Source organism: Bacteroidales bacterium (assembly GCA_018334875.1).
GTDB lineage: Bacteria > Bacteroidota > Bacteroidia > Bacteroidales > UBA12077 > JAGXLC01.
Genome location: JAGXLC010000285.1, coordinates 1 through 5250, shown reverse-complemented (window position 1 = coordinate 5250; position 5250 = coordinate 1). Strand labels below are relative to the sequence as shown.

General features: G+C 45.5%; 3 protein-coding genes. 2 read left to right on the top strand and 1 reads right to left on the bottom strand.

Annotated elements, in window-relative coordinates; translation table 11 throughout:
* Positions 1 to 838 (top strand): hypothetical protein (locus KGY70_16535; protein MBS3776807.1); only part of this gene is annotated, 838 nt, incomplete at its 5' end.
* A 332-nt stretch (positions 839 to 1170) separates the two neighbouring features.
* Positions 1171 to 2556 (top strand): hypothetical protein, encoded by a 1386-nt coding sequence (locus KGY70_16530; protein MBS3776806.1) that lies wholly within the window; start codon positions 1171 to 1173, stop codon positions 2554 to 2556.
* Positions 2557 to 2847: 291 nt separating this feature from the next.
* On the opposite strand, the gene KGY70_16525 is transcribed toward KGY70_16530, so the two are convergent.
* Positions 2848 to 5250 (bottom strand): hypothetical protein (locus tag KGY70_16525; GenBank protein MBS3776805.1); only part of this gene is annotated, 2403 nt, incomplete at its 5' end.

The window sequence follows — 5250 nt, the reverse complement described above, 5'->3', positions numbered from 1 at the left end:
GAGAGACAGTGAATTATTGAACAGGCAAACGGATTTGACCGGTCCCAATGATTACGCGGTTCCGGTAATCAAAGTGGAGGATGAGGAAGGGAAACTCATGGCTGTAGCATTCGGGTATGCATGCCACCCCACAACGTTAAGTTTTTACAAGTGGTCGGGAGATTATCCGGGATTTGCCCAACTGGAACTGGAAAAATCCCATCCCGGTGCCACCGCAATTTTTTTTCAGGGAGCGGGAGGAGACCAGAATCCTTTACCCCGCCGGAGTGTCGGACTGGCCCGGCAGTATGGCCGGGAACTTGCAGCCGCGGTGGACAGAGTTCTTGACGAGGAGATGCAGGAGTTACCACCCCGGTTATCTACTGCCTATTCCGAGGTGGAATTGTCTCTAACGGGTTTTCCGGATGAAGAGGCTTTATTGGAAATGATAGAAGAAGCTTCAGGATATCAGAAACGATGGGCCAGCCGTATTCAGGAGAAGATAAGACAAGGCGAACCCCTTAGGGGTTCCTACCCCTATCCTGTGCAAGTGTGGAAGCTTGGTGATCAACCCATCGTCAGTTTAGGAGGAGAAGTGGTCATAGATTATACCATCCGGCTGAAGCGGATATTCGGCCAGGATATTTTTGTATTGGGTTATTCCAATGATGTGATGTCGTACATACCCTCAGTTCGTATTCTACGTGAAGGGGGATATGAAGGGATAACTTCGCAAATGGTTTATGGTTTGCCGGGTACATGGAATGCCGATATTGAGACCAGAATTATTCAGGAAGTATTGGACTTGGCCAGGCAAGCAGGAGTGGACATGCCTGAATCGGAATTGGTTGGAAATTAATCGGTAATATCCTCCCGGGGATAAAATAATTACCGTTAGTACCTTACCGGTCAAATTCTTACTTTTTTTTGGCAAAAATTGGCCGGTAAGGTTAAAATTATAACAAAAATTGTGTAAATATTTATTGACTCCAGTATAAAAAGGCTTCTTTATGCCACTAAAACACGAACCCCGCATGCTAACAGGTCAGGAACACTAAATGACATCAAAATAAAACACTATTTTTTTGTTTTGTGGGATTTTGTGTTTTGGAGATTTTGTGGCGAGTTATTCATTTGAATTATTTTGCAATTAAGTCATTATCAGACTATTTGATAAAAAAGAAAGACCCAATGAAAACATTCGTATTTCTAACCAAAGCGTTGCTTTTAACCATTGCATTGACCTTGTTTACCGGCTTTTTTATTTCTGTTAAAGCACAGTATGCCCCCACGCCTCATCCGTTGGTAGCCAAACATTATTACTCGGGCTTTGAACTGGCCCATGATACGTATAATGCCATCACCACGGCGAGTGACGGACGGATATATTATTGCCTTTCCTCCGAAGACATTGATGTGGGAGGGAAAGTATATGCCTTTGATCCTTTGGATGAAGAAATAGATTATTTGGGTGATCTGACGGAAATATGTGGGGAGGCCGGCTCAAATGCTATTCCACAGGGAAAAGTGCATACAAATTTTTATGAAAGATCCGGTAAACTTTATTTTGCAACCCATGCCGGTTATTACGAGATGATTGACGGCATGGAGACGATGGTTCAGAATCCGCCTGATGGCTATAAACTTTACCCCGGAGGGCATATATTGGCCTATGATATGTCCAATAGAGAATTTGAGGATTTGGCTATGGCGCCTGAGGGAGAAGCAATTGTGACCCTGACCATGGATACGGAGCGCGGCCATATTTATGCTATTTCCTGGCCGAAAGGGTATTTTCTTCATTATGATGTGGGGAAAGATGAACTGAAAAATCTTGGAAAAATTTCCGCAAATGGCGAAGCTGGTACGCCAGGAAAGGATTACCGGGTACTGTGCCGCTCTATGTTTGTTGACCCCAAAGATGGCTCTGTGTATTATTCCACCGCAAAGGGGAACATATTTAGCTATAGTCCGACTTCAGGGACGATCGAACAGGTTGAAGGCGTTGATCTGCGAAAGAATTACTTCGGAGAATACGATCATACTCGGCCCGGAAGTATGCAATACAATTGGCGTCGGATAGTCTGGTATCCTCCGGAGAATGTTGCCTATGGAGTGCATGGCAATTCAGGCTATTTGTTCAGATTTGATCCGCGGAAGCCGAATGTTGAAATTGTGGAACGGATTACTTCTGAGCCTTCAAAGCGAAGCGGGATGTTCGATCAGTTCAGTTATGGTTATCTTGGTTTTGAACTGGGCCCCGACGGAGAGACCCTGTATTATCTTACCGGTGGACCCATTTACAGGGATGGAGAACGAGTGAAGGGTAAAGAAGACATAGCGATGGGTGCGGCAAAAGGATTGGAGAATCTGCATTTGGTCACTTATAACATTCCCAGAGAGAAATATATTGACCATGGCCGAATTTTCTACAGGGATGGTGAGCGGCCAACCTATGTAAACTCTATAGCGATCGGGCCTGAAGGAAATGTATATACGCTTGCTCGGTTTGAGCATGAGGGAAAAGTCATACAGGATTTGGTTAAAATACCGGCGCCTTTTTCCAAAACTGAATGATTAGATGAATTCTATCGATATTGATCTGGATTACAGCTAAAGCCCCGCTAGGGATTAAATAATTAGTGTCCATAAAGTCAAATAGATTTGAAAGAGTCTTGGCTAGAATGTTCGCTGGCAAGGCTTGCGAGTTTTGAATGCCAGGAGTTTACTTGATGTAAATGACTGGCATTCAAAACGAGCGTAACGTAGCCAGCGGACATTATAGACAGACTCTAAATAGTTAGAAGAAGGGGAAAGGTGTATTCGGGGCGTCATAGCACGGCCCCGCATTCTCCAACGGATAAACTACTATTCCCTCACATAATATTCAAAACCATAATATTTTCCGGGTTCAAGATCGGGTTTCCACCGGGCTACTTCTGTTACTGTCCGTCCGGCGTTTAATTCAATACCGGTAAACTTCTTTTTGGCCACTTGTTCGCCATCGATGGTTTTTACCACTGCTTCGACATCAACGGTTCTGCTTTTGCCCAGGTTCATGACAATGACCGGTATCTCATCATTCGGTCCGTAAACAAGATCGACATTTTTGCTTCCTGCCAGAATACGCTGATATACCATTTGCAATGCATGGTAGCTGAGTTTGGCTTCTCCGCTGTATTCTATTACCGGCTTCATATAGGTGGCCGTATTGGGACCGCCTCTTAAAGGACACCAGTTCATACCGTCATAATCCAGCCACCGCTTTTTCCGGTAGGTCTCGTAAGCGCTCAGTGCCTGCCAGGCCTGACTTTCTTTCCATTCGGATAATTCCAGTACCCGGCCTAAATTCCCTTCATTATAATGCTTCTCATAGGAATACATGCGGTAATACGGCTTGCCCTTATGGAGATTCCAGTTGGGCATGCCAATGGTCTCTTCACTTTCATAATCGAACCAGCCGTGGGTGTCGCTGTTTAGATAGCTCAAACGCAACCTGTCATTATAATCGGCCACTTTTTCATCAATTCCTGTTCCGAGTTTCCGGATAGCACGCCAGTCCTCACCATAAGCGGCAACCTGCTCCATGTTGCCCCGCGCAAGCTGGGGATGCTTCCACCCAGGGATGATATCTCCGTCTTCGGCCGGCATTTGATCATCTTCCAGGCCTATATGGTCAAGATCTGCTGCCGGAGAAACCAGGCGACTCGGGTCTTCATCGCTGATCTCTTTCAGTACCCTGCCATACCATTCCGGAGGATACTCGGAGGGATGATTGCCCGGTTGCCAAAGAACGATGCTCGGATTGTTTTGTACGATGTGCATATATTTGGGAAGGGCTTCAAAATCAAAGTCCCTGATGGTTCCTTCTCTGATCCAGCAGGGCGTTTGCCACATGAACATAATGCCCATCTGATCGCCGATTTGAGCCAGCCGTTTGTCATTAACGCCTGCAACCCGCTTATCATGAACGCTCATTCGAATGGCATTGCCGTTCATCTTTTTTGTTTCCAGAATGGTCTCTACCCATTTGGATTTTGGTGGGCTGAACATCCATTGCGACACCTTTTCAAGTGGATAAGGCTGGTTGAAGACCAACGGCCCGAACAGTACTTCAGGCTTACCGTTTATCCGGAAAGTACCTCCTTGTTGACCAATGGTACGTATGCCGGTAGTCAATACATGATCATCCACCGGCTGACCGTTTTCATCCTGAAGTTCAACCCTGACTTTGTATAGATTCGGAGATTCTGTGGTCCACAAATCGGGATTTTCCACTGTCACCTGTTCTTCAATATTTGATGATGTGCCTTTATCCAGTTGAACGGTTTTCACAGACTGTGCTGCTACCTGATCGTTTTCTTCAGGATACCAGGGGTAAAATTCAGTAACCAGCTTCCCGGAAAATCCGTTTTTATTCTCTGAAACTGCTTTGATCTGTAATTTTACATTGGCTGAACCGTTAATTTCTGTGGTATAGGCGAAAACATCCTCAACATAGGAATCCCTGGTTAATTCCAGCTCCATGAGTCCGGCAAACCAGCTCGACCACTTGTCTGTGCTCATATGATGCTTTACTGCACCCACTTCATAAGGGTTCACTCTCACTGCAATCAGGTTTTCCTCGCCCGGTTTCAATACTTCGCTTACATCAATGGTTTCGGGTACGCGGCCTACCTCCTTGATTCGTTTACCGTTTATATAGATTTCGCCTGAAGGCCGTACCGTTTCTATATTTAACCGGGCGCGTTCAAAATTACCCGGTTTCAGTTTTTTGCGTAAATATAAGGCTTCATCCCGGTGGCGTTCTCCCCCATGGGCATAACGCCTGTACGGGGTCACAGGCCATTCTGAATCATCGTATCCGGGCTCCTCGAATCCCTCAGGGGTGGGAGGTGCTGAAAAATCCTGGTCAATGAATGTGTTGATAAAATAAGGATGGGTTCTGGAACCTCTCTCATGCAACTCATATCCGACTCCCCAAAGATCATCGAGAATAACCTGATGCGCTGAATGTATTGTCAGACTGGTGATCTTTTCTTCCTTTTGTGTCAGTGGCACAAAATCAGCCACCAACTCGTCATCCACGTAGAAGTTGTATTTTCCCGATTCCAGATCGATCTCCACCTTTAAATGATAGAACCGGCCGGATTGATATTCCTCTGCTTTTGTTTTGTTTCCTTCGGTGACATAATAGAAGCTTCCGTCCTTGCTCAGTCCCACTTCTGCAACTCCGGAAAAGTCAAATGCTACATCCTGTTTTTTTTCCAA

What these genes read in the sequence shown, in the direction of transcription:
- KGY70_16530 (MBS3776806.1), top strand. Translation starts at nt 1,171, where the DNA reads ATGAAAACATTCGTATTTCTAACCAAAGCGTTGCTTTTAACCATTGCA.